This is a genomic window from Streptomyces sp. NPDC001093 (assembly GCF_040298985.1).
Taxonomy (GTDB): Bacteria; Actinomycetota; Actinomycetes; order Streptomycetales; family Streptomycetaceae; genus Streptomyces.
Genome location: NZ_JBEPBF010000124.1, coordinates 1175 through 24879, shown reverse-complemented (window position 1 = coordinate 24879; position 23705 = coordinate 1175). Strand labels below are relative to the sequence as shown.

The 23705-nt window shown below is 71.4% G+C and carries 21 protein-coding genes, 1 tRNA gene and 3 pseudogenes; 11 read left to right on the top strand and 14 right to left on the bottom strand.

Annotated features, from left to right (window positions below; translation table 11 throughout):
• Positions 1-91 precede the first annotated feature (91 nt).
• Positions 92-1891 carry a putative bifunctional diguanylate cyclase/phosphodiesterase gene (locus ABT288_RS39580; RefSeq protein WP_351618742.1) on the top strand — a complete coding sequence of 600 codons (1800 nt, stop codon included), beginning with the start codon at positions 92-94 and terminating at the stop codon, positions 1889-1891.
• 217 nt (positions 1892-2108) lie between these two features.
• Here ABT288_RS39580 and ABT288_RS39575 read toward each other — a convergent pair whose 3' ends face one another.
• From ABT288_RS39575 to ABT288_RS39565, 3 genes are all read right to left on the bottom strand, one after another.
• Positions 2109-3227, bottom strand: coding sequence for an LLM class flavin-dependent oxidoreductase (locus tag ABT288_RS39575; RefSeq protein ID WP_351618739.1), 1119 nt, complete (start codon positions 3225-3227; stop codon positions 2109-2111).
• Positions 3228-3408: 181 nt separating this feature from the next.
• Positions 3409-4146 (bottom strand): maleate cis-trans isomerase family protein, encoded by a 738-nt coding sequence (locus ABT288_RS39570; RefSeq protein WP_351618736.1) that lies wholly within the window; start codon positions 4144-4146, stop codon positions 3409-3411.
• Positions 4143-4955, bottom strand: a complete 813-nt coding sequence (locus tag ABT288_RS39565) for a maleate cis-trans isomerase family protein (protein ID WP_351618734.1) — start codon at positions 4953-4955, stop codon at positions 4143-4145. The genes ABT288_RS39570 and ABT288_RS39565 overlap by 4 nt, the downstream gene beginning before the upstream one ends.
• A gap of 161 nt (positions 4956-5116) precedes the next feature.
• Here ABT288_RS39565 and ABT288_RS39560 point away from each other — a divergent pair, with 161 nt between their 5' ends.
• Positions 5117-6067: a D-2-hydroxyacid dehydrogenase gene (locus tag ABT288_RS39560; RefSeq protein WP_351618732.1), complete on the top strand. Its 951-nt coding sequence runs from the start codon at positions 5117-5119 to the stop codon at positions 6065-6067.
• Between the two features lie 48 nt (positions 6068-6115).
• On the top strand, positions 6116-7492 hold the full coding sequence (locus ABT288_RS39555) for an amidase (protein WP_351618729.1): 1377 nt from the start codon (positions 6116-6118) through the stop codon (positions 7490-7492).
• A gap of 36 nt (positions 7493-7528) precedes the next feature.
• Here the strand turns inward: ABT288_RS39555 and ABT288_RS39550 are convergent, their stop codons facing one another.
• The 5 genes from ABT288_RS39550 to ABT288_RS39530 form a co-directional block, all read right to left on the bottom strand.
• Positions 7529-8350: a MerR family transcriptional regulator gene (locus ABT288_RS39550; RefSeq protein ID WP_351618727.1), complete on the bottom strand. Its 822-nt coding sequence runs from the start codon at positions 8348-8350 to the stop codon at positions 7529-7531.
• Between the two features lie 166 nt (positions 8351-8516).
• A complete protein-coding gene (locus ABT288_RS39545; protein ID WP_351618725.1) occupies positions 8517-8900 on the bottom strand; it encodes a MazG-like family protein in 384 nt (127 codons plus the stop codon).
• A gap of 85 nt (positions 8901-8985) precedes the next feature.
• Positions 8986-10314 (bottom strand): UDP-glucose dehydrogenase family protein, encoded by a 1329-nt coding sequence (locus ABT288_RS39540; protein WP_351618722.1) that lies wholly within the window; start codon positions 10312-10314, stop codon positions 8986-8988.
• 98 nt (positions 10315-10412) lie between these two features.
• The gene (locus tag ABT288_RS39535; RefSeq protein WP_351618720.1) at positions 10413-11426 is read right to left on the bottom strand and encodes a hypothetical protein; all 1014 of its coding nucleotides are present in this window, start codon (positions 11424-11426) and stop codon (positions 10413-10415) included.
• A gap of 313 nt (positions 11427-11739) precedes the next feature.
• A complete protein-coding gene (locus ABT288_RS39530; RefSeq protein ID WP_351618718.1) occupies positions 11740-12402 on the bottom strand; it encodes an ATP-binding protein in 663 nt (220 codons plus the stop codon).
• Between the two features lie 196 nt (positions 12403-12598).
• Here ABT288_RS39530 and ABT288_RS39525 point away from each other — a divergent pair.
• Both ABT288_RS39525 and ABT288_RS39520 read left to right on the top strand, forming a co-directional pair.
• A pseudogene (locus tag ABT288_RS39525) lies at positions 12599-13712 on the top strand (helix-turn-helix domain-containing protein).
• 24 nt (positions 13713-13736) lie between these two features.
• Positions 13737-14306, top strand: coding sequence for an HD domain-containing protein (locus tag ABT288_RS39520; RefSeq protein ID WP_450857641.1), 570 nt, complete (start codon positions 13737-13739; stop codon positions 14304-14306).
• Here ABT288_RS39520 and ABT288_RS39515 read toward each other — a convergent pair.
• Positions 14307-14477, bottom strand: a pseudogene (locus ABT288_RS39515) (GyrI-like domain-containing protein); the annotation flags it as partial.
• Positions 14458-14955, bottom strand: coding sequence for a DUF3830 family protein (locus ABT288_RS39510; protein WP_351618714.1), 498 nt, complete (start codon positions 14953-14955; stop codon positions 14458-14460). The gene ABT288_RS39510 and the pseudogene ABT288_RS39515, both read right to left, overlap by 20 nt.
• A gap of 47 nt (positions 14956-15002) precedes the next feature.
• Here ABT288_RS39510 and ehuB point away from each other — a divergent pair, with 47 nt between their 5' ends.
• The 6 genes from ehuB to ABT288_RS39480 all read left to right on the top strand — a co-directional run bounded on the left by ehuB (position 15003) and on the right by ABT288_RS39480 (position 19205).
• Positions 15003-15929 (top strand): ectoine/hydroxyectoine ABC transporter substrate-binding protein EhuB, encoded by a 927-nt coding sequence (gene ehuB / locus ABT288_RS39505; protein ID WP_351618712.1) that lies wholly within the window; start codon positions 15003-15005, stop codon positions 15927-15929.
• Complete coding sequence (ehuC, locus tag ABT288_RS39500) at positions 15926-16645, top strand: ectoine/hydroxyectoine ABC transporter permease subunit EhuC (protein WP_351618711.1); 720 nt, start codon at positions 15926-15928, stop codon at positions 16643-16645. The genes ehuB and ehuC overlap by 4 nt, the downstream gene beginning before the upstream one ends.
• The gene (ehuD, locus tag ABT288_RS39495; protein WP_351618708.1) at positions 16642-17292 is read left to right on the top strand and encodes an ectoine/hydroxyectoine ABC transporter permease subunit EhuD; all 651 of its coding nucleotides are present in this window, start codon (positions 16642-16644) and stop codon (positions 17290-17292) included. The genes ehuC and ehuD overlap by 4 nt, the downstream gene beginning before the upstream one ends.
• A complete protein-coding gene (gene ehuA / locus ABT288_RS39490; RefSeq protein WP_351618705.1) occupies positions 17282-18064 on the top strand; it encodes an ectoine/hydroxyectoine ABC transporter ATP-binding protein EhuA in 783 nt (260 codons plus the stop codon). Before ehuD ends, ehuA begins: the two co-directional genes overlap by 11 nt.
• Before the next feature lie 222 nt (positions 18065-18286).
• Positions 18287-19045, top strand: coding sequence for an IclR family transcriptional regulator (locus ABT288_RS39485; protein ID WP_351618703.1), 759 nt, complete (start codon positions 18287-18289; stop codon positions 19043-19045).
• 86 nt (positions 19046-19131) lie between these two features.
• A tRNA-Lys gene (locus ABT288_RS39480) sits at positions 19132-19205 on the top strand.
• On the opposite strand, the pseudogene ABT288_RS39475 reads toward ABT288_RS39480, so the two are convergent.
• The 4 genes and pseudogenes from ABT288_RS39475 to ABT288_RS39460 form a co-directional block, all read right to left on the bottom strand.
• Positions 19171-20827 (bottom strand): annotated as a pseudogene (locus tag ABT288_RS39475) (AMP-binding protein). The gene ABT288_RS39480 and the pseudogene ABT288_RS39475 overlap by 35 nt on opposite strands.
• A gap of 40 nt (positions 20828-20867) precedes the next feature.
• Entirely contained in the window at positions 20868-21335 is a 468-nt protein-coding gene (locus tag ABT288_RS39470; protein ID WP_351618700.1) for a DUF3592 domain-containing protein, read from the bottom strand.
• 118 nt (positions 21336-21453) lie between these two features.
• Positions 21454-22059 carry a lytic polysaccharide monooxygenase auxiliary activity family 9 protein gene (locus ABT288_RS39465; RefSeq protein ID WP_351618697.1) on the bottom strand — a complete coding sequence of 202 codons (606 nt, stop codon included), beginning with the start codon at positions 22057-22059 and terminating at the stop codon, positions 21454-21456.
• Positions 22060-22208: 149 nt separating this feature from the next.
• Positions 22209-23129 (bottom strand): SPFH domain-containing protein, encoded by a 921-nt coding sequence (locus ABT288_RS39460; protein WP_351618695.1) that lies wholly within the window; start codon positions 23127-23129, stop codon positions 22209-22211.
• Positions 23130-23705: the final 576 nt, after the last annotated feature.

Here is a 23705-nt window from a genome sequence, read left to right as displayed (position 1 = left end):
CTGGAAGGGCCCGGGGCCAGCCTCTATGATCGGCACACTTTCCGGCACGGACAGGCACGGACTCAGATCGAGTGCACTGCGGGAGCGAGCGGTGAGCGGAACGTCCGAAGGGCCGACGCCCGCGGCAGACCTCGACCGGTCAGCCGTCACAGACAGTGACTACACCACCTACCACCGTGTCTTCGCGGCCGCCCCACTCGCCATGGCCGTCGTGGACCGCGCCGGACTCGTCGCCGGCGCCAACGCGGCCTTCGGCGAGCTGCTCGGCAGCGATCCGGACACGCTCACCGGGCGGGTCGCCGCCGACCTGGTCGACCTCGCCTCCGACGCCCGCAGCTGGCACGCCTACCGCGAGGTCCTGCGCGGCCGGCAGGCGAGGCTGCGCTGCACCCGCCGGCTGAAGCACCCCGAGGGGCACTCGGTGTGGGTGCAGGTCACCGTCTCCCCGCTCGGCGACGGCCGGCCGGGGGTGCTGCTGTCCGTCGCCGACATCAGCGCCCGCCGTGAACTCCAGGCGCGGCTGCGGCACTTGCAGATGCACGACCCGGTGACCCGGCTGCCCAACCGCACGCTGTTCTTCGAGCGGCTGTCGGCCGCGCTGGAGGCGGAGTCGTACGAGCAGAGCGGCACCGGCCGGATCGGGCTGTGCTACCTGGACCTCGACGGCTTCAAGGCGGTCAACGACACCCTCGGCCACCGCGTCGGCGACCGGCTGCTCGCGGCCGTCGCCGAGCGTCTGACCCGGGTGGCGGACGAGGCCGGCTACGCCCGCGCGGTGACCCCGCTGGTGGCCCGGCTCGGCGGCGACGAGTTCGCGCTGCTCGTGGAGGACTCCACCGGCACCGAACAGCTCGCCGAGCTCGCCGAGTCGGCGCTGAAGGCCCTGGAGGAGCCCTTCGACCTGGCGGGCCAGCGCCTGTCCCTGACGGCGTCCATCGGGGTCGTCGAGCGGCACGCGGCCGGTACGACGGCCACCGGCCTGATGCAGGCCGCGGACACGACCCTGTACTGGGCGAAGGCCGACGGCAAGGGCCGCTGGACCCTGTTCGACCCCGAGCGCAACGCGCACCGGATGACCCGTCAGGCCCTGTCGTCCACTCTGCGCCCCGCCATCGACCGCGGCGAATTCGCGCTCGAATACCAGCCGTTGGTCGGCATGGAGGACGGACGCCTGTCCGGGGTCGAGGCGTTGATCCGCTGGAATCATCCTCAGTTCGGCACACTGACGCCGAATCGGTTCATCGGACTGGCCGAGGAGGACGGCTCGATCGTCCAGCTCGGCCGCTGGGCGCTCGCCACCGCCTGCCGCCAGGCCCGCCGCTGGCAGCTGGACCACCCCGAGGAGCCGCCCATCTTCGTCAGCGTCAACGTGGCCGTACGGCAGGTGTGGGACTCCGACCTGGTGGCCGACGTGGCCGGGATCCTGGCCGAGACGGGACTCGCCCCGCATCTGCTCCAGCTGGAGCTGACCGAGTCGGCGGTGATGGGCTCGGCAGGCCGGCCGCTCCAGGCCCTGCAGGCACTCAGCGACATGGGCGTGCGCATCGCCATCGACGACTTCGGCACCGGCTACTCGAACCTGGCGTACCTGAGCAGGCTGCCGGTGAAGGTCCTGAAGCTGGACGGCTCCTTCGTGCGCGGCTTCCAGTACGAGGAGGCACCCAAGGGCGTTCCGCCCAACCCCGCCGACGAGGTCATCGTCGAGGCGATGATCCAGCTGGCCCACCGGCTCGGCCTGACCGTCACCGCCGAGTGCGTGGAGACCTCGGCCCAGGCCACCCGCCTGCGCCGCATCGGCTGCGACACCGGCCAGGGCTGGCTGTACTCCCGCCCGGTGCCGCCGGATCGTATCTCCGAGCTGCTCGGCGCCAAGGCCTGCCCTCAGCTCTGACCGTCCCGCACCCCGCGCACCGCCGGGTGTCCGGTCCGGTACGGGACTGCGTCATGTCCGGCCCGCGGAAGAGGCGGGCGCTGCTTGGGACATGAGCGAGGAGGAGCGGGGCATCGGCGACGGGTCGGCGCGGATGCCGCTGTACGTCGGCTCCGTCGCGCGGCCGTCGGACGGCGGTGCCCCTCCGGCCGGACCTTCACCACGCCACGCCCTGCTGTCAGGCGGCCGGCAGGCCGTAGGCGTCCGCGATCAACTCGTAGGAGCGCAGCCGGAGTTCGCCGCGGTGGGCGTGGGAGACGAGCATCAGCTCGTCGGCGCCGGTGCGCTTGTGCAGGTCGTCCAGGCCGGTGCGGACCTCGTCGGCGGTGCCGTGCACGATGGTGGACGTCCAGGAGGTGATGAACTCCTCCTCCATCGGGCTGAACTCGTGCTTCTCGGCCTCGTCCGGGTCGGGGAAGAGGCCGGGCCGGCCGGTGCGCAGCCGGAGCATGTTGAGGGCCATCGCCCGGGTCTGGCGGCGGGCCTCGCGCGCGTCGTCGGTGGCGAGGGTGGAGACACCGATCAGGGCGTAGGGCTCGCCGAGGACCGCGGAGGGGCGGAAGGTCTGCCGGTACAGGTCCAGGGCCGGGATGGTGTTCTGCGCGGAGAAGTGGTGCGCGAAGGCGAACGGCAGGCCCAGCAGGCCGGCGAGACGGGCGCTGAAGCCGGAGGAGCCGAGCAGCCAGACCGGCGGGCGGTGCGTTGACTGGACGCCGCCGGGGGTGGTGGCCTGGACGGGACCCGGGATCGCGTGGATCCGCCGGTACGGGTGCCCGTCGGGGAAGTCGTCGTCCAGGAAGCGGGTGAGCTCGGCGAGCTGCTCCGGGAAGTCGTCGGCGCCCTCGTTCAGGGTGTCGGTACGGCGCAGGGCCGCGGCCGTGGCGCCGTCCGTGCCGGGGGCGCGGCCGAGGCCGAGGTCGATGCGGCCCGGCGCGAGCGCCTCCAGCGTGCCGAACTGCTCGGCGATGACGAGGGGCGCGTGGTTGGGCAGCATGACGCCGCCCGAGCCGAGCCGGATGCGCTCGGTGTGGGCGGCGAGGTGGGCGAGGATCACGGCGGGCGAGGAGGAGGCGACGCCGGGCATGGAGTGGTGCTCGGCGACCCAGTACCGGTGGAAGCCGCGGGCCTCGGCGAACCGGGACAGCGCCACGCTGGTGCGCAGGGCGTCGGAGGCGGTGCTGCCCGCGCCGACGGTCACCAGGTCCAGTACGGAGAGGGGGGCGGGGGCGGTCCCGTGCGTGGTGCCCCGGATCTCGTCCGCTGTGCCCCGGATCTCGTCTGCCTCGTCTGCCGACACGGTGTGGGCCTCCTGTTCGTGGCGTGCGCTGTCCTGGCCACACCTAACAGGAGGCAGTCTCCGGTTATTCCCGTAGCCGATTCCCGCAGCCGATTCCCGCAGCCGATTCCCGCAGCCGATTCCCGCAGCCGATTCCCGCAGCCGATTCCCGCAGCCGATTCCCGCAGCCGATTCCCGCAGCCTATTCCCGTACCTGGACCAGGGGCTCGCGGGTGAACAGCGTCCCCAGCGTCGGCGCGTTGACCCGCCGGTCGGCCAGCCTCAGCCCCTCCCACACCGTCACCTGGTTCGCCGTGAGCACCGGCTTGGACAGCGCCTTCTCCAGCAACGACAGATGCGCGGCCGTGTGCAGGGCCGTGTCCGGGAGCAGTACCGCCTCCGCGTCCGGGACGTCGGCCGCCCGGGCCAGCGTCAGCACGTCCTCCTCGCCCCACGTGCCGACCTCCGCCGCCGTGACGATCCCCGAGGACCGCATCCCGGTCACCTCGAGCCCCGCGGCCCGCAGGAAGTCCGCGAACAGCGCGGCGACGTCCTCCGGGTAGGTCGCGCCGACCGCGACCCGCCGCACCCCGATCTCCCGGGCCGCGTGCACGAAGGCGAACGACGTCGAGGACGCGGGCATCCCGGCCAGCCGGGCGAGCGTGCGCACCTGCTCCTGTGCGCCCTCCCAGCCGTGCACGAAGCCGCCGCTGGTGCAGGCCCACACCACCGTCTCGGCCCCGGTCAGCCGCAGGCTCTCCATGCCCGTCGCGAGCCGCTCGGTGGAGCCCATCTCGCGCAGCGCCGCCACCCGGTGCGCGTCCTCGCCGATGTCGGTGTGGACCAGGTCCACCCGGATGTCGCTGCCCAGGAGCTGCTCGATGCGTGGATAGTCGTCCTCGGCGGAGTGGCCCGGGTAGAGGAATCCGAGTGCGGTCATGTCCAGCCTTCCTGCGTCTCTTCCGGTGTCGCTTCCTGCGTCTCTTCCGGCAGTGCGGGGGGCCAGGCGCGCGCCGACTCGTCCAGCAGCGCCTGGTACGGCCCCACGGCTCGGGTACCCAGCCGGCGCAGCGCAGCCCACATCGTGACCTGGTTGGCAGACAGCACGGGAATGCGCAGCTCGGCCTCCAGCTGGGGGATCACGTCGTACGTCGGCAGGTTGGTGCAGGAGATGAAGAGCGCGTCGGCGGTGCCGGGGCGGACCGCCTGCCGGGCCATGGCGACGACGTCCCGGTAGGGCACCCGCCAGATATGCCGGGTCAGGCCCATGAAGGCGCACCCGGTGACCTCGACGCCGGCCTCGGCGACGAAGTCCTCCAGCGCCCGGGTCACGGACACGGTGTACGGCGTGACCAGCGCGACGCGCCGGACCCGCAGCTCGGCCAGCGCCTCCAGCAGCGCGCCGGAGGTGGTCACCGAGGGCGGCGCGCCCGCGAGCCGCATCGCCGCGCACATCGCCCGCTCCCCGGGGATCCCGCCGACGAAGCTGCCGGAGGCGCAGGCGTAGGCGACGACCTCGGGCGCGACGGCGGTCAGCGCGCGCACGGCGTCACCGAGGGTCTCGTGCTCGCTCACCAGACGGGCCAGGTCCAGGCTCACCTCGACCGGCACGAACGGGGTCCGGGTCAGATGCAGCGACACCTCGTCGGGCACCCAGCGCCACAGCTCCCGGTCGAGGGCGAAGTCGAAGGGGGCGACCACGCCCACACCGCGCTGGAGGCGGGGGCCGCCGAGAAAAGAGACGTCCATGGCTGGCACCGGCCTCACGCTGGGAGACGAGTGGGCAACGGATCGCGAGTACGCCCGTGTTGACGAAGGTAGATTCGGGTGCGAGCGTGGTCAATCCGCGCATAATCAGCGCACGTCAGCACACCTGGTCCGCGCACATCAGACGCTCGGAGCCGCCCCGTATGACGACTCTCCCGACCCTCCTCGTGCTGGACGCCGACCCGCCGCCGCGCCTCGGCCGGCTGACCGGCCGCGCCCGGATCGTGCACACCGACGCCGCCCACCTGGCCGAGCGGCTGCCGCAGGCGGACGTCCTGCTGGTCTGGGACTTCACCTCGCACGCGGTCCGCGAGGCCTGGCCCGGGGAGGGGCCCCGCCCGCGCTGGGTGCACACGGCGAGCGCGGGCGTGGACCATCTGCTGGGCCCGGAGCTGGCCGCGTCGGACACGGTGGTCACGAACGCGCGCGGGATCTTCGACCAGCCGATCGCCGAGTACGTGGCGGCCCTGGTGCTGGCGGTCGCCAAGGACCTGCCGCGCACCCTGGAGTACCAGCGGGAGCGGACCTGGCGGCACCGGGAGGGCCGGCGGGTGGCGGGCACGCGCGCGTGCGTGGTCGGCTCGGGCCCGATCGGCCGGGCGATCGTACGCACCCTGAAGGCCCTCGGCGTGACGACGGCGCTGGTCGGGCGGGTGCCGCGGACCGGCATCCACGGGCCGGCCGACCTGGACCGGCTGATCTCCCGCGCGGACTGGGTGATCGCGGCGGCACCGCTCACCGAGGAGACGTACCGCATGTTCGACGGCCACCGGTTCGGCGTGATGCAGCCGTCGGCGTTCTTCGTGAACGTCGGCCGGGGCGCGCTGGTGGACGAGGACGCCCTCGCCCACGCCCTGACCCGGCGCTGGATCACGGGCGCGGCCCTGGACGTCTTCACCACCGAACCCCTCCCCCCGGACAGCCCGCTGTGGGGGCTGCCGGGGCTGATCGTCTCCCCGCACATGAGCGGGGACACGGTCGGCTGGCGGGACGAACTGGGCGCGCAGTTCGTGGAGTTGTACGAGCGGTGGGCGGCGGGCAGATCACTGGTGAACGTGGTCGACAAGAAACGCGGTTACGTGCCCGGTCACTGATCTCTCGGACCTCTTGACCTCTTGACCTCTTGGCCTCTTGGAGGGTGCATGCAGCTCACCGACCTGACCGCCGTACAACTCCTCGACGGCTACCGCAAGGGCGAGTTCAGCCCCGTGGAGGCGACCGCGCAGGCCCTGGAACGGGCCCGCCGCATCCAGCCGGAGGTGAACGCGTTCGTACGCCTCACCGAGCAGGACGCGCTGACCCGGGCGCGGGAGTCGGAGGAGCGCTGGCGGCGCGGCGAGCCGGCCGGGCTGCTCGACGGGGTCCCGGTGACGGTGAAGGACATCCTCCTGCTGCGCGGCCACCCCACCCTGCGGGGCTCCAAGACGATCTCCGAGCAGGGGAGTTGGGACGAGGACGCCCCCTCGGTGGCCCGGCTCCGCGAGCACGGCGCGGTGTTCCTGGGCAAGACGACGACCCCCGAGTTCGGCTGGAAGGGCGTGACGGACTCCCCGCTGTCCGGCACCACCCGCAACCCGCACGACCACTCCCGCACCGCCGGCGGCTCCAGCGGGGGCAGCGCGGCGGCCGTGGCGCTCGGCGCGGGCCCGCTGTCGCTGGGCACGGACGGCGGGGGCAGCATCCGCATCCCGGCCGCGTTCTGCGGCATCTTCGGCCTGAAGCCGACGTACGGCAGGGTGCCCCTCTATCCGGCGAGCGCGTTCGGCACCCTCTCCCACGCGGGCCCGATGACCCGGGACGCGGCCGACGCGGCCCTGCTGCTGGACGTCATCAGCGCCCCGGACCCCCGCGACTGGTCGGGCCTGCCGCCCGCGCCCGGCTCCTTCACGGAGGGGCTCAGGGGCGGTGTGCACGGACTGCGGGTGGCGTACTCCCCGTCCCTCGGCGGCCAGGTCCCGGTCCACCCGGCGGTCGCGGCGGCGGTACGGCGGGCGGTGGCCTTGCTGGCCGACCTCGGCGCGTACGTCGAGGAGACCGACCCGGACTTCAGCGAACCGGTGGAGGCCTTCCACACCCTGTGGTTCAGCGGCGCGGCCCGGCTCACCGAGCGCTTCTCCGCGCGCAAGCGCCAGCTGCTCGACCCCGGCCTGCGGGAGATCTGCGTGCGGGGCGCCCGCTACAGCGCGCTGGACTACCTGGCCGCGGTCGACGTCCGCATGGACCTCGGCCGGCGCATGGGCCGCTTCCACGAGCGCTTCCACCTCCTGGTCACCCCGACCCTGCCCCTGACGGCGTTCGAGGCGGGCGTGGAGACGCCGAGGGGTTCGGCCCACCGGCGCTGGACGGGCTGGACACCCTTCACCTACCCGTTCAACCTCACCCAGCAGCCCGCGGCGACCGTCCCGGTGGGGACGGACGGGGACGGGCTGCCGGTGGGGATGCAGCTCGTGGCGGCCCGGCACCGGGATGATCTGGTACTGCGGGCGGCGCACGCGTTGTACGAGGCCGGAGCGGTGTGACGGGTACGGGGCCGGCCCTGAGGCTACCGCCGGGAATCAGGCCCGGGTCACCGGTGCCTGGAGTTCCGTCACCCAGTCGTCGCGGTTCCCGGGGCACTCCAGGTTGACCTCGCGGGGGTATCCGGTCGCCCGGTAGCCGCCCGCGTCGATCCAGCGGGCCAGGGTCTGGGCGGTGGGCAGGACGGTGTCCATCGAGCCGCGGTGCACGATGGTCGCCGCCCGGTCGAGGGGCGGCAGGTCGAGGATGCGCAGGGCGCCGTCCTGGACAGGGGCCGAGACCTGGACCGCGGCGTGGACGGTGATCCTGCCGCCGCCCTCCGGGGCGTCCTCGTAGGAGGCGATGCCGGGGCCCGTGGGGGTGACACCTGCCGCCTCCAGGCGCCGGAACAGCTCGTCGTAGAGCGGCCCGATGACAGGGCCGATGTCCTCGGGCTGGAAACTCGCGGCGGTCGCGGTCAGCTCCGCCACCCGGACGGCAGGAACGTTCTTGATGACGACGTCGTTCGCGGGCATGTGCCCCTCGCTCTCGATCGCTCGGAGCCTCGCCTCGACCTGGACCAGCCGTGCCTCCGCGGCCGCCATGGCGGTCTCCAGTTCGGCCCGCCGCAGCCGCAGCATGCCGCGCAGTTCCTCGGCGCCCACCTTCTCGTCCACGATGTCGCGCACCTGCTGGAGGGTGAATCCGAGGTCCTTGAGCGCGATGATCCGGTTGAGCCGGGCGAGCTGCGCGGCGGTGTAGTGGCGGTAGCCGCTGGCGGGGTCGACGTGGGCCGGGCGCAGCAGGCCGGTCGCGTCGTAGTGACGCAGCATCCGGACCGAGACACGGCCGTGCCGGGCGAAGTCTCCGATGGTGAACATGATGTCTCCGAGTCGACCGCCTGACACGGTGTGAGGGTCAAGAAATCACATGGGTCGACGGCCTCAATGCCGGAATCGCTGCCGTTCCTTGCCATGCGGTGCCCGCCACACAATCGCCCTGGCGGCCAGGCCAGGGCGATTGTGTGGCGGGTGTGGCGAGCCGACATCAGGCGGCGGCAACCTCCAGGGCCTCACGGCCGCGACGGGTGCGCCTGAAGACGATCCGGTTGAACTCCTCGGGCGCCCTGTCGCCGTTGACGTACCGGAGGGCGATCATCGCCGCGAGGACGGCACCCACGAGGTCGTTCGTCACCTCGTCCCAGTCGTGCCCGTCCGCGCAGGTCGTCAGGCCCTTGAGTCCGTGCAGCGCGTGCATCGCCTCCCCGGCTTCCTCTGCGACCTTACCCACCTGCAGAGCCTTCAGCTCCTCCTCGGGCAGGTGCGCGCCCGCGCTGGCGCAGACATCCGACAGGGCTCCGATGGCCTGCCACAGCTCACCCAAGGTGGTCTGCCCGGTGATCGCGATGCTCGTGGCCTCTTCGGCGTTCATGGCTTTCCCTCCCGACTCCGCGCGCCAGCGGGCCCTTCCGCACTGGCGATCCCCGCGGCGTACGGCCGCGGGAAGCCGATCCGGCCTAAGCCGGATGACGCGAGGGGCGGCCGAGCTGGTGCACCGTCCATCCGGCACCGACCCACCACTCCGCGTCCAGGATGTTCCGCAGGTCGACAGCGATACGCCGGGCTGCGACGCCGGTGAGCACAGCCGGGTCGACCTCGCGGAACTGCGGCCACTCGGTGCCGGTCACCACGATGTCGGCGCCCCTCGTGGCCTCTTCCACGGTGTCTGCGTACTCCAGCTCGGGGTGCCGCTGCGCAGCTGTCTGCAACGCATGCGGGTCGTGCACGGTGACGTGGGCGCCCCTCTGGTGCAGTCGGCTCGCGACGGCCAGCGCCGGAGACTCGCGCACGTCGTTCGTCCCAGCTTTGAAGGCGGCACCCCACATGGCGACCCTGGCATCGGCTACCGGTCGCCCGAGAGCGTCCTCGATGAGCTGTACAGCCATGTCCGACCGGCTCTCGTTGACAGACTCGGCGGCCAGCAGCAGCCGCTCGGCCTCGGCCGCACCGAGCTGATGCGCCGACGCGGTGAAGGCCCGGACGTCCTTGGGCAGACACCCGCCGCCGAACCCGATGCCGGGCATCATGCCCTTCGCGCCGATGCGCGGATCGATGCCCAGCGCCTCGACGAGTGTCATTACGTCGGCGCCGGCGGCCGTGCACATGTCCGCCACGGCGTTGATGAACGACAGCTTCAGCCCGAGGAAGGTGTTCGCCGCGCCCTTGATCAGCTCGGCCGTCTCCGGGCTCGTCACGATCAGCCGGGCGCCTTCGCCGAGGATCGGCGCGTACACCTCGCGGACGGCTGCCTCGGCGCGCTCGCTGGTGACGCCGGCGACGATACGGTCCGGACGCAGCGTGTCCTCCACGGCATGGCCCTCGCGCAGGAACTCCGGGTTCCACACCACCTCGACGTCGGCTCCGGCTGGAGCCAAGCGCTGCACGAGCGCGGTCAGCCGGGCCGTCGTGCCGACGGTCACCGTCGACTTGCCCATGATCGTGCAGGGCCGAGTGAGATGCGGGGCAAGGGCGCGTACTGCGCCGAAGACCTGTCCGGTGTCGTACGACCGGCCGTCGTGCGCGATCGGAGTACCTACCGCGAGGAAGTGAAGGTCGGCGAAGTCGGCGGCCTCTTCCATGCTCGTGGTGAACCGCAGCTGGCCCGAGCCGGTGTGCTTGGCCAGCAGCTCGGGCAGTCCGGCCTCGTAGATCGGGGCGTTGCCACCGTTGAGCTGGGCGACTCGATCGGCATTCAGCTCAACGCCGAGGACTTCATGCCCGAGGTGGGCCATGCCGGCGGCGTGCGGGATTCCGAGATGTCCGCAGCCGATGACGGAAACACGCATGAGGTGGTTGCTCCTTCGGGGTGGGCGACCCCGGGGTGGAGCCGCGCGCGATTCGCCAGACGCTATTGGCGTCGCGCGCAGCTCACGAGACGTACTGGTCACGCGGCCACGTCGAAGGCCACGTCGACGCCAAGGACCTGACAGAGCCGTTCCAGCGCCGGGGTGGCGGGCGCGCGCACGATGACATCACCCTCACGGGCGCCCTCGACCAGGTACTCGTGGTGGACGTCGTTCGCTTCCAGTCCTTCGGTGTCCAGAAAGAAGACCTTCATGCCACGTTGGCGGGCACGCGCCTGCACGGCCCGCCGGTCGGCGTGCAGCCCGACCACCAGCAGCGCCTTCGCGCCTGCCACGAAGGGCACAGGCGGGATCTTCTGGTCGTAGCGGCGAAGGAAACACTCCGGCAGCCCGGCTCGCGCCGCAAGCAGATCGAAGTTGTGTTGCAGCACCGGGCCGACGAAATGGCCTGCGTCGTGCAGCGCCTTCAGCGAGCGGTGAGCCTGGGTCGGCTGCGCCATGAAGCAGGCGCGGAACATCTCCACCAGCTGCTCCGCCTTGGCGCCGGGCACGGTCAGCATCTCCTTCACGAACGGGTCGTCGGCCGGGGCCATCGTGAACGCGTGGGCCTGTGTCAGAGCGTTGTCCCTGCGGGCTGTCACCCGGTAGATCTCGTGCAGGAAATGCAGCGGCGGCACCCCGGCCTCGATGCTCGTGCCGCAGCCGAGCTCGACCTGGAACGGCAGGAAGTCCGCCAGGCCCGCAAGGTCCGGCGCGTACTCGGGGGTGCCACGCTGCTCCTTGACCCGCATGCCGCCGGCGAGGACATTCCACGGCATCTGCCGCACCGCCCGGGTGACCTCGAAGTCTTCGGAGACGAAGGTGAGGTCGACCGATCGGAACCCGGGCAGCGTGTCCCTGCCGGCGCGCTCGTCCTGCGGATGGACGTCGTACGTGGCGATCGTGACGCGCAGGTCGCCAAGCTGCCAGAGATCATCGGCCTTCTGCCGCCAACGCCCCTGGGCCAGCCAGACCGCGATGGCGTCACGGTAGGCCTTGATCTCGTCGGCCGGGGCCAGGATGGAGTGGTAGAGGTACAGGTCCGCCAGAACCAAACGGGGGACCGGGAAGACATAGTCGAGGTCGTACCGGTACCGGTAATGCACGATCCGGCGGCGTCCCTGGGATCCTGAGTGCGGCGCCAGATGCCTTCCTCGATGGAGCGCGGCCGCTCATGGCCGTTTCCGGCGTAGTGCCGGTTCCAGGTGTCTACCTGCTCGTCGGTGAGCTGCTCGATGATGCTGTGGGGCAGGAACACAGTCCCTCCCTTCGCTAGTGCCTGATTCTTCGACGCGCCGAGTCCACCGGCGCCCGAGGTCGCTCCGCCGTGAACCGCTACGGCGCGGCCGGAGCGGGGGTCAAGAGCCGTCACGGCCGGTCGGATGCGACGGACAGAGTGAGCAGGGCAGCAAGCGACATCACAATGAGGATGTACAGCGCCTGCGCCTTGACGGTGGCGAACATGGGCACCTCGTCGGCTGGGCGCGGAGCCTCGGGGTCCTTGAGCCCCAGGTCGGCCCAAACGCATTTGCCCCAGGGCAGCATGTCGATCCCCCACCGGTTCGTGGTGGCAGCGACCATGGCCAGGCCACGGCCGCTCACGGCCTCCTCCTCCACAGGACCCAGCACCGGCAGTGCACGGCTCTTGTCGGTGACGGCCACTCGTACGTGATGTCCGGGAACCCGGCGGATCGTCACCCCGAAGACCGAGTGCCGGGTGTGCTGTACGGCGTTCGCGGCGAGCTCAGCGACGACCAGTTCGGCAGCCTCCGCCAGGTGCGGCAACCGCCAGTCCGCGAGGGTATGCCGCACGAGGCGGCGAGCGGCCGGCACCGACGCAGCCTCGCGCGGCAGCACGGTGGAAACCATCGGCATGCCGCCCTCGGCCATCAACGGGCGAAGCACGCCCGTGCGACTATTCCTGAGCGCTGTGTAACCCACAAAGCTGATGCAGTACCGACGGGCCTCACCCAAGTAGTGGTCCACCTTGGCGAGGTCGACGGCAAGCCGACGCTCGGCGCCGGTCACCATCGCGGGTCTCGTCTGTGGCGTTCCGACGCTTCCCGGAGTGACACCGTCGGGTGGTGTGTACAGATCGGAGCCCATGTGCTGCGGCCTCCCAATAGGCTCATTCAGGGACACCAACGACCCTAGAAAGTCGCCGGATCGTCCTGAAGTGACCGCGAGTACGGGTGGTTTGACGAAAACCGCCGGGAATGGACCTCCCATGCGGCCGAGCACGCGACAAACCCTGACCGTCGGTACAGGTAAGGCCCGGCGGCCCCGGACGGGGCTGCTCAGTGGCTACGTCCTCCGCGTGATCCGCGAACAGCAGGGCTACACCCAGGACGAGGCCGCCGAACGCCTGGAGGTCTCCCCCGACACGATCGCCGGGTGGGAGACCGGCCGCCGCTCCCTGACGGCGTTACCGGTCGGCCAGATGCTCGGCTTACGCCACCGGCTGATGCAGATGCGCAACTCCCCTGCGCTCCTCCAGACGCTGGAGCGCGCACTGGAGGCGGACGTCCTCCTCGCCAGTGTCCTGGACAACAAGGCCGCCGTGGAGGAGAGCCCCCTGGGCGCGATGGTGATGCAGCGCGAGCTCGCCGAAGTGCTGGCGTGGCCGCTCATTGGCGTGCCGCCGCGTTCGGTCCGCACCCTGCCCGCACCGCCTCGGCCGCGCCGTGGCCCGGCACCGACCGGCCCCGAGCTGACCACCGCCGAACGGCAGACCGTCTTCGCACGCTTGCGACACACGGCCGAGCAGGCGCGTGGCCCGGGTCGGTTTCTCCTCCGCCGCCAGGCCCTCTACCTGTCCGGCTACGACGTGGCGGCCGACGCCGGCGACTGGCTCGCCCACCAGCAGCGCACCGAGCGCCCGGGACTGGCTCACCGCCTGGCTCAACACCCGTTCCGTGGCCGCGGTCGCGGCCCGGCAGGGCGATCGCGACCGCATGTCGTATTTCATCGACACCGCGCTCATGGACGACGACGCCGGCGAGGCCGCGAACTTGGCGTACTGGGCCTACTGGATCGGTGAGACGTCCGTCCCGCAGCTGAGCGACGACTTCATCGCCGACGGCTCCCTCGGCCCGTGGAACGGGCACAAGCTCTTGGCCCACCTCGTGGAGGGCATTGCTCCCCACCACGGCTACGTGGACCTCAACATCCATAGCGTGTGGTCCCTGCTCCAGGCGCGCCCCAACCTGCTGCGATCCGGAGTCGTGGCCCGGGCCCTGCGTGACCGGCTCCCGATCATGTTGGATAGCGGAGAGCTGTCGTCGCGCGCGCGGCGGGAGTTGGAGAGCATCCGGTACGTTATCCGCCTCGCTGAGGCGTGAGAGGAGCCCACGGTGTCCGACGAGATGACCGCTGTAGCGCGCTTCCTGTACGAGGCGGGGACGCTGAAGCAGAGCAAGCGGACCGGGTGGTGGATGGCCGGTGTGAAAGACCCTGAGTCGGTCGCGGATCACTCCTGGCGTACCGCCCTGATCGCCACGATCATCGCGAAGCTCGAAGGAGCCGACCCGGCCCGTGCCGCGTTCCTCGCCGTGTGGCACGACAGCCAGGAAACCCGTACCGGCGACGTCAACCACCTGGGCAAGAAGTACACCAAGGGCGAGGCCGACCCCGAGGCGATCACCGCCGACCAGGTCGCCGGCATGCCCGCGATGCTCGCCGACGCGGTCAAGGAGCTGATCGCCGAGTACGAGGGCAAGGAGTCCCTGGAGGCCCGGTGTGCTCGGGATGCGGACAAGCTGGAGTGCATGATCCAGGGCGTCGAATACCGCGATCAAGGGTACGCCAACGTCCAGCGGTGGATCGACAACAGCCGTGGCCGGATCACCACCAGGAGCGGCCAGGAACTCGCCGACGCCGTGCTGAAGACGGGGTCCCTCGACTGGCTCCACGCCGCGCTCGGCTCGCGCGATTGATCAGGCCCGGGTCACCGGTGCCTGGAGTTCCGTCACCCAGTCGTCGCGGTTCCCGGGGCACTCCAGGTTGACCTCGCGGGGTTATCCGGTCGCCCGGTAGCCGCCCGCGTCGATCCAGCGAGCCAGGGTCTGGGCGGTGGGCAGGACGGTGTCAGGCGGCCCGCCGGAAACTGAGCGTCTCCCCCGCCGCCCCGCTGCGCCACAGGTCGTTGCACGCCTCCGCCATTGTCTCCAAGCCCTCCACCACCCGGCCCCACACGATCCCCGGCACCCAGCCCACGTCGCCGTTGAGGAGCAGGTTGTTGCGTTCGTAGAACAGGGCCAGGTCGACCACCGTGGTGCCGGGTCGCACCTCGCGGTCGTAGCCGTAGGCCTTGGTGCCCAGCTCGGTGCCGGCGAAGGAGAAGTAACAGAGGTCGCCGGGAATCGGGGTGACCGTCGGGTTCTCCAGTGGGGGTTCCGTGGAGGCGAAGGGAGGGAAGAGGGCGTAGATCTCGTTGCGCGCGTATTTGGCGTGGTAGACGTCGCCCGCGAGTGGCAGGGCTTCCCAGACCGCCGTGCAGGTCAGGGGCGCGCGGTCGTCCAGCAGTCGTGCCGTGCAGTGCACGTCCCGCTTGTCGAGTGAGACGGTGACGAATCGGTCGGCCATGAAAACAAGGGTGCATAGCCCGGATCCGCTTGGGTAGCCGCGCCGCCATGGCTCCACCACTTGGGAACGACGTACACACATTCCGGTCGGGACTCAGACACAGCCGGCACACCCGGCGCTCGGTGCTCGGTGGCCTCGCCGCCCTCGGTGTGCTGGGCGCGGCGGGCTGCTCCCGGGTGGCCGAGGCGTCCGGCAAGCAGGGCGGTGACCTGCTCGAACGCCTCCGCGCGCAGGGCGTCGTACGCCTCGGCATCGCCGGGGAGATCCCCTTCGGGTACATCGACAAGGACGGCCATCTCACCGGTGAGGCGCCCGAACTGGCCAAGGTGATCTTCAAGCGGCTGGGGGTGGACCGGGTGCAGCCCGTTCCCACCGAGTTCGGCTCGCTGATCCCCGGGCTCAACTCCCAGCAGTTCGATGTCGTGGCCGCCGGGATGTACGTCAATCCGGAGCGCTGCCAGCAGGTGATCTTCGCGGATCCGGACTATCAGATGCTCGATTCGTTCATCGTGCGCAAGGGCAACCCGCTGGGCCTGCACTCCTACAAGGACGTCGTCGCGAAGAAGGCCAAGTTCGCCACCGGCACCGGCTACGCGGAGATCGAGTACGCGGTCGGGGCCGGGTACAAGCAGAGCGACATCCTCATCGTCCCGGACCAGGTGGCCGGGCTGAACGCCGTCGAGGCCGGCCGGGTCGACGTGTTCGCCGGTACGGCGCTCACCACCCGCGAGGTGGTGAAGAAGTCGGGCAAGGCGGAGGCCACCGAGCCGTTCGCGCCGCTGGTGAAGGGCAAACCGCACGTCGACGGCGGCGCGTTCGCGTTCCGGCCGACCGAGACGAGGCTGCGGGACGCCTTCAACGTCGAGCTGCACAAGCTGAAGAAGAGCGGGGAGTTGTTCCGGATACTCCGGCCCTTCGGATTCACCAGGGCCGAGATGACCGATCTCACCGCGAAGGAGTTGTGCGGCGGATGACCTCGGGACTGTGGGACCTCGTACTGAAGGGTGTCTGGACCACCGTCCAGCTGCTGGTGTTCAGCGCCTTGCTGGCCGCCGCCGTGTCCTTCGTCGTCGGTATCGCGCGGACGCACCGGCTGTGGATCGTGCGCTTCCTCGCCGGCTTCTACACCGAGGTGTTCCGCGGCACCTCGGCGCTGGTGATGATCTTCTGGGTGTTCTTCGTGCTGCCGGTCGCCTTCGGCTGGCAGCTGGTGCCGATGTGGGCGGGCACGCTCGCGCTCGGGCTGACCTACGGCGCGTACGGCTCGGAGATCGTGCGCGGCGCGCTGCAGTCGGTCGATCCGGCGCAGCAGGAGGGCGGGATCGCGCTCAGCTTCACCCCGGCCCAGCGGATGCGGCTGATCCTGCTGCCACAGGCCGTGCCGGAGATGATCCCGTCCTTCTGCAATCTGCTGGTCGAGCTGCTCAAGGGCACCGCGCTGGTGTCGGTGATGGGCATGGGCGATCTGACGTTCAGCGCGAACCTGGTGCGCCTGGCGCTGCAGCAGAGCGCGGAGATCTACACCTACGTGCTCCTGATCTACTTCGCGATCGCCTTCGTGCTCACCCGGCTCATGCGTGCGCTGGAGAGGCGGCTGAAGGCCGGGGTCGGCAAGGACGCCGGGACGTTCCCGGCGGCGCGTGAGCTGAAGCGGGCGCAGACGACCGGAGTAGGGGGGCGCGTCGCATGAAGTGGGACTGGAACGCCGTCAGCGAGTTCATGCCGCACTTCTGGGACGGTCTGCGGGTCACCCTCGAGGCCCTGGCCCTCGGTTCGCTGCTGTCCTTCAGCCTGGGCCTGGTGTGGGCGCTGCTGATGCGGACGCCGAGCCGGTTGGTGCGCTGGCCGGTCGGCGCGGTCACGGAGTTCGTGCGCAACACCCCGCTGCTGGTGCAGCTGTTCTTCCTGTTCTACGTGCTGCCCGAGTGGAACGTGACCTTCTCCGCGCTGACCACCGGCGTCTTCGCGATCGGCCTGCACTACTCGACGTACACCATGCAGGTCTACCGGGCCGGCATCGAGGCGGTCCCGGTCGGCCAGTGGGAGGCGGCGACCGCGCTGAACCTGCCGCGGCGGCGGACCTGGACCGCGGTGATCCTGCCGCAGGCGATCCGCCGGGTGGTCCCCGCGCTCGGCAACTACGTGATCTCCATGCTCAAGGACACGCCGATGCTGATGGTGATCACCGTGCTGGAGATGCTCGGCCAGGCCCGGCTCTTCTCCCAGCAGCACTTCCAGTTCACCGAGCCGGTCACCGTGATCGGTGTGGCCTTCATCCTCATCTCCTACCTGGCCTCCCTTCTCCTGCGAGCCCTGGAGCGACGCCTTGTCCGTTGAGACCCGTCCGCAGCCCTCCGCCACCGACGCCCAGCCGACCGAGCTGATCCGCCTGGAGAACGTCACCAAGCGGTTCGGCGCCAACACCGTGCTCGACCGGCTGGACTTCTCCGTCGACGCCGGCCGGCACGTGACGCTGATCGGCCCGTCCGGATCCGGCAAGACCACGATCCTCAGACTTCTGATGACCCTCACCAAGCCGGACGAGGGCGTGATCACCGTCGACGGCGAGCAGCTGTTCCCGGCGCCGGAGAAGCAGGTCCGGGAGGTCCGCAAGAAGATCGGGATGGTGTTCCAGCAGTTCAACCTGTTCCCGAACATGAGCGTGCTGCGGAACATCACCGAGGCGCCGGTGCAGGTCCTCGGGATGTCCAGGGACGAGGCCGAGGAGCGCGCCCGGGAGCTGCTGGAGCTGGTGGGGCTGACCGACAAGTGCGACGCGAAGCCGATCCGGCTCTCCGGCGGACAGCAGCAGCGGGTGGCGATCGCCCGGGCGCTGGCGGTGCGGCCGCAGGTGCTGCTGCTGGACGAGGTGACCTCCGCGCTCGACCCGGAGCTGGTCGCGGGCGTCCTCGACGTGCTCAGGGACATCGCGCACACCACCGACATCACCATGCTCTGTGTGACCCACGAGATGGGTTTCGCCCGTGACATCTCCGACCAGGTGCTGATGTTCGACGGCGGCCGGGTGATCGAATCGGGTTCCCCGGACAAGATCTTCACCGAGCCGGAACAGGACCGCACCCGGGAATTCCTCAGCGCGGTCCTGTGACTACGGCGCGTGGATCCCGGAAGATGCCGAGGTCCGGCCGCTGCTCCGGCCGATGGGTCATGACGATGGCATATGCCAGAGGGTCTGCGCCCCAGTTGGGAGGGGTCGGGCAGGGGAAGAATCTCGCCAACCCCCTCTCCCCGTACCGGGTTTGCCCGTTATCGTGGTAGCGATCCGCCGACCGGATCTCGCGGCCCACACAGGCGAGCGCAGGGGGACACCGTGGCGCTGAGGAACGAGCCGACCGCCCCGTACCACTCGGCCCAGGACGCCCTGCGCGTGCTGGAGACCGTCGCCCGCCATTCCGCCGGGGTGACGGACACCGAGCTGGCCCGCCGCACCGGCCTCGGCTCCGAGCGGCTCACGGCCCTGCTGCGCATGCTGCGCCGGGAGGGCTATGTCGAGCAGATCACCGACGGGGCGTACGTCACCGGCGACACCCTGCGCCGCCTCACCTCCGCGCACGACCGTGAGCGGGCCCTGCGCGAGAAGCTCCAGCACACCCTGGACCGGCTGCGCGACTCAGTGGGCGCGGCGGTCTACATGAGCCGCTACGTCGACGGCGAGGTCAGGGTCACCCAGTACGCCGCCGGGCCCACCACCCCGGCGGTCAACGAGTGGGTCGACTTCCGCTACTCCGCCCACGCCACGGCGGTCGGCAAGAGCCTGCTGACCCAGCTGGACCACAACGCCCGCCGCGATCACCTCTCCCGGCACAAGATGGCCCGCCTCACCTCGCGCACCATCACCAGCGACAAGCTCCTGCTGTCCCGCCTGGAGTCCCAGCCGCCGACGGTGCCGGTCCTGGACCTCCAGGAGTACGCGATCGGCACGGTCTGCGCGGCGGTCCCGATCACCGCGGGCTCCTCGGTGGGCTGCCTGGCGCTGTCGCTTCCCGTGGAGCACGCGCACCGGCTCAAGCAGGCCGCGGAGGCCCTGAACCGGAACGCGGCACCGGTGCTGCTGTCCCTGGCCCTGTAGGTGGTCACCAGCACCCCTCAGGACCAGGTAGTATTTTCTTCGTCGCCAGCCGCGGGGAGCAAAAAACCGCAGCAGGCGGGAGTCATGCGCCGCTAGCTCAGTTGGTTAGAGCAGCTGACTCTTAATCAGCGGGTCCGGGGTTCGAGTCCCTGGCGGCGCACAGATGAAGGGCCCTTCGCGGGAAGCGAGGGGCCCTTCGGCATCCTCAGCCGTGAGAGGCCGGTACTGCTCCTCCCCCGGCGGCCGCCACCACACCGGATCGGCGCACACGTACCCCTCCCGCCGCAGCCGCGCCCGGTGGATCTTGTTCGTGGCCGTCACCGGCATCCGCTCCACCACCCGCACGAACCGCGGTGCCATCTTGGTGCCCAGGTCCGGCTGGGCCGCCAGGAACCCGGCGAAGCCCGCCGGATCGAAGGACCCGGCGATGGTCGCCATCACCTGGTCCCCGGTCACCGGGTCCGGCACCCCGTAGACGGCGACGGCCACCGCGCCCTCGTACCGGGCGACGATGTTCTCGATCATCGCGGCGGCCAGGTTCTCCCCGTCGACACGGATCCTGTCGTCGCCGCGGCCCGCGAAGTACAGATAGCCGTCGGCGTCCCGGTAGAAGAGATCACCGGTCCAGTACGCCCCGCCCCTGCGCCGCTCGGCCTCGGCGGCCGGGTTCCGCCAGTAGCCCTCGAAGGGGTTCGGCCCCCGGTTCACCAGCTCACCGATCGCCTCCTCCCCGTTGAGCAGCCGCCCGGCGGAGTCGAACACGGCCGGCGGGCACTCGCGCCCCGTGGCCGGGTCGAGCACCACCAGCCCCGGGCCGGCCGGCCCCACCGCGCCCTTCGGCGTGCCCGGCGCCCACTGGATCGCCGCACCGCCCTCGGAGGAGCCGTAGCCCTCCACCAGCCGGACCCCGAACCGCCGCTCGAAGGCCGCCGCGTCCACCGCGCCGGCCTCCGTGCCGAAACCGAGCCGCAGGGGGTTGTCGCGGTCGTCCGCGCGCTCCTCGGTGGCGAGGACGTACTGGACGGCCCGCCCGACATACGTGAAGTACGTCGCGCCGTACCGGCGCACATCGGGCAGGAACCCGGACGCCGAGAACCGCCGCCGCAGCGCGACCCCCGCGCCGGCGGCCAGCGCGGGCGCCCAGTCGGCGATCACCGCGTTGCCGTGGAACATCGGCATGCAGATGTAGTGCACGTCGTCGGCGCGCACCCCGAACTGCCTCACCAGCGCCTGCCCGGCCGCCGCCAGCCGTCCCTGGGAGCAGAGCGCGGCCTTGGGGGCGCCGGTCGAGCCGGAGGTGAAGTACAGCAGCAGCCGGTCGGTGGGTGCGGCGCGGGACGGGCCGGGCACGGCGTCGGCGTAGGGGGCGAGGAGGGCGGCGTACTCGGGGGAGTCCGTGACGAGGAGCCGTAGGCCGGGAAGGCCGAGTCCCGCCAGAAGGGGCAGGTGGGCCCGCTCGGTGACCAGGATCGGGCACTCGGTGTGCAGGATGTCCCGGGCCAGTTCGGGGCCCCGCCGGGTGGGATTGATCCCGGCGACGGCCGCGCCGGCCAGGGCGGCGGCGCCGAGCCAGAGCGGGAACTCCTCGGTGTTGTCGAGGAGCACACCGACATGCGGTACGGCACCGGGTGGCAGCAGGTCGGCCAGCAGGGCCGCCCGCGCGGCGGCGCCCGCGGCGAACTGGTGCTGGGTCAGCGTCCGTTCCTCACAGCTGAGTCCCGGGCGGTGGTCCCCCCACCGCGCCGCGACCAGCTCGGCGACCGTGCGTGCCTCGGACTCCATGGCAGGGCACAATAACTGACATGGCGTCAGATGAGGAGGGTCACGGCATCAGGCCGCCGGACTCCGAGAACGCCGCGTGGGCGGTGGAGATGAAGACCACGCAGAAGGCGATGAGCGCCCCGAGGAAGGCCACGCCGAAACCCGTGCCGACGGCCAGCTTGGCGGGCGCCGGCGGGCGCGCGGTGGCCCGCTGGGGCTGCTCCGGCAGATACCTCACGGCGACGAAGTCGCCTTCCACGACGGTCGCCGGGCCGTCCTCCTCCTCGAAGCGGACCGTACGGCCCTCGCGGGTGGTGAACTCGTAGACGTGGTGCAGGGTCGTCCGCACGGACGTGTCCCCGCCGCCCCCGCTGGTCGTCGTGTACATCCGCAGGCAGCGCGCCTCTGCGGTCAGGCCGTGCGCCCAGGTCCTGTTGACCCGCCGGGCGCGGCGCAGCAACAGGAAGGCGGCGCGCCCGAGGCCGGCGATCATGACGATGGGTACGGCGTAGAAGAAGAGCTCGAACATGAGGTTCCCCCGAGGTCCGGTACGCCGCCCGCTCGGCCGGCGTGCGAGGAACGTACCCGCGGGTAGGGGCGGCCGGCCTCAAGGGAACCTCAGTTTCCGTGCCGTGGCGGAGCGGTCCTCAGAACGTGACGTCCGAGCAGGCGTAGAACGCGTTGCCCGTGTCGGCGATCGTCCACACCGCGAGGATGACGTGGTGCCCGCTCAGCCCGGTCGGCAGGGTGCCGCTGTGACTGAGGGTGGCCGGCGGGCGCTGGCCGTTGTACGGGACCGTCAGGAACGGGGTGAGGTCGAGGTCCGAGCGGGACAGGGCGTGGTTCTGGTTCCACCCCTGCCTGGTGACGAAGTACTTGAAGTCCGTCGTGGCGTGCTGGGCGGTGAACTGCCAGCGGAAGGTGTAGGTCTGGCCGCCGGTCACCCTGGTCGTGGGCCAGGCCGCGCCGGACGGTGTGGTCGGCGAGCTGAGCTGGGCGAACCGGCTCAGGCCGCCGTTGCAGATCTGGCCGTCGGCGGGCCCCGCGGCCGGGAATCCCTTGGGGCCCTCGACGCTCTGCGGCTCGTACTGGATGTCGCCGCAGCCCGTCACCGTGCCGTTGGCGCAGAGCTTCTGCCTGCTGATGGGGAGGTCGGTGTAGCCGTGCCCGCTGGCGCCGCCGGTGGAGAGCGCGAACGCTCCGGCGGTCACCACGCCCAGCACGACCGCGGACACCTTGGTCCTGGTGTGCATACTGCCGCTCCTGGAGAACGTGGGGAGTTCGGTGAGCTGTGCAGGTAGGTCTAGACCAAGTGTCAGATTATTGCCGCCTGTTGAACATGTCCATACCAATCACGGGCCGGGCTTACGACGGCTCCCCGCGCCCGGGCGGAAGGTGTCCGTCAGGTCCCGCACCGGCACCCTCCGCCCGTCGGCTCGTGGTCGTCGAGTTCGTACTCCACCCGGAGCAGCCGCACCGAGAACACCTCCACGCCGACCGGCGCGGTCTCCTCCGCGACCAGCCGGGTCAGCGCGTCCCCGGCCGCCGTCAGCCCGCCCCGCGTCCCGCCCGCCGGCTCCACCGGCACCCGCGCCATCGCCGCCTCCACGCACGCGCGCACGTAGCTCTCGTGGTCCTCGACGCCGAGCACCGCCCGCGCGGTGTCCCGCATCCGCCACACCACCAGCACCACCACCCTGAGCGCCGTCCCGTCGGGATCCGCCGCCGGGACCGCCTCGCCGCGCCAGTGCCGCAGCCGCACATCGGCCCCGCGGCGCCGCAGCAGCGGGTTCACCCAGAGCAGTCCGGTGCGCCGTACCGTCCCCCGGTAGCGGCCGAACAGTCCGAGCACCCAGGCCCGCCCCGTCCGCCCCCGGGTCAGCCCGCCGAAGCCGAACATCGCGAGCGCCCCGGCTCCGGCGTACGCCGCCCACTGCGCCGGCCCCAGCCCCGCGCCCAGGGACGCGGGCAGGCGCAGCGCCTCCACCACGGCCGGCGGGAGCAACCCCGCCCACCAGGAGGTGGCCAGACAGCCGGCGGTCCCGAAGGCCCCGGCCAGCACCCCGGCCGCCCCCGGCAGCACCCGCGCCGGGCGCTCCACCAGTTCCGGGTCGACCTCCGGCGGCGGGCGGCGGCACACCGGCGCGGGGTGCCCGGGGAGCGGTTGCTCGCCGACGCCCCGCCGACGGGCCACCACGGCGGGCTTGAGCGGCACCTTCACCGACCCGTCCGGGATCAGCCGCACCGACCGCCCGACCGACCCCGGGCCAACGTCCGGCTGCCCTTCCGATTCGGGCGGTGTGTGTGACGTGGTCGTACCCATACGTGCCTCCAGCCTCCGCGCCGGCTGCGTCGTGAACAGGGGATGGGACGGACAGGGCCGTCGTGGTCGGGGGGCGGTCGCCTTCGTGATCGGGGGCGGGGGCGGTCGCCGTCGTCGTTCGGGGCAGTCGTGCGGGCGGGTTGAGGGAGAGCGGTCGCGCGGGCGGGCGGTCAGAGGGCCGTCGCACGGGCGGCCGGCCGTCTGGGGCCTGGGCGGCCGCCGCTTCACCGGCGCGTCGTGCCGGATGGTCAGAGGGCGGTCGCTTGGCCGGGCGCTCAAAGGGCGGTCGCCGAGCGGAGCACTCAAAGGGCGGTCGCCGAGCCGGGCGGTCCCAGACCGGCCGCCCGGCCAGGCAGCCACAGACCAGCCACCCGGCCAGGCCCCCTGAGGCCGCCCGCACAGTCCGACGGTCACAGACCGGGCCCCGACCCGGCGCCCAAGGGCCGCCCACGAGGCCGGCAGTGAGAGACCAGCCACCCGGCCCGACACCCCAAGGCCCCCGGCCGGCAGTCACAAACCGGCCGCCAGGCCCGGCGGTCACACAGCACCCGCAAGGCCCAGCGATCACAGAGCAGC